We start from the raw sequence: 726 nt of genomic DNA on the forward strand, positions 1-726 counted from the left end.
CGGCAAGCCTTCCGCAATATGGCCATCGGCGATTGGCGGCATCACCACAAGCTCACGGATATCCTGCAGAAGGCCCTGGCTGAATCCCTTGCCACCCAAAAACCCCGCGACTGGGGCGATGCGCCTTTCCACGGACTGGTACTCGCCATGGATGAAGACGCGCTGCAGCAGATGCGCCGGCAAACTCTCGACGCAGTGAAAAGCCGGCTCAAACCCTGCCCGCCGTTCAAGCGCGATTCGCGCACACGCCGCCTCCAGAGCGACAGCCGCATCCACGTCGGCCTCGCCGTGCAAAGCCTGGCCGACACCCGGCAGATGCGGGCACTTGAGCAGCAACTCGCGCTGCACGACAGTGGCCGCTTTGCCATCCAAGTCTATGCCTTCACGGGGCGCCCGCAGCCGGAGCACCTTGAGGTTTTGCGCCGCCATGCGGCCAGTGTGAATGAACTGGGGCACATGACTGACCTCGAAGCGGTGGGGCGCATCCGCCTGGACAGGCTTGATATTTACATTGAACAGGCCCTGAACCCGGCCTGGACGCGGCAGGAAATCGCCTTGATGCGAGTCGCGCCCGTGCAGCTGCGCGAGCCTGGCCTTTACAGGCATCACGTACCCGGCGCATGGGACTACACCGTGTCCGATCACTTCATCCACCCGCAGGTGGAGGAGCAAGCCGGCCCCATCGGCCGCCTTCCGCAAACTTGCTGGCCGGGAAGCTTTGGCATG

2 protein-coding genes are annotated in these 726 nt (G+C 63.9%); one reads left to right on the plus strand and one right to left on the minus strand.

Going from position 1 to position 726, the window contains the following annotated elements; genetic code table 11:
* Nucleotides 1-429: hypothetical protein (locus AC1D1X_RS24915; RefSeq protein ID WP_477699575.1), on the minus strand; the 429-nt coding region annotated here is incomplete at its 3' end.
* A 27-nt stretch (nucleotides 430-456) separates the two neighbouring features.
* On the opposite strand from AC1D1X_RS24915, the gene AC1D1X_RS24920 reads away from it, so the two are divergent.
* On the plus strand, nucleotides 457-726 hold a 270-nt coding region (locus AC1D1X_RS24920; protein ID WP_477699576.1), incomplete at its 3' end, for a hypothetical protein.

Source organism: Polaromonas sp. P1_G4 (assembly GCF_056405475.1).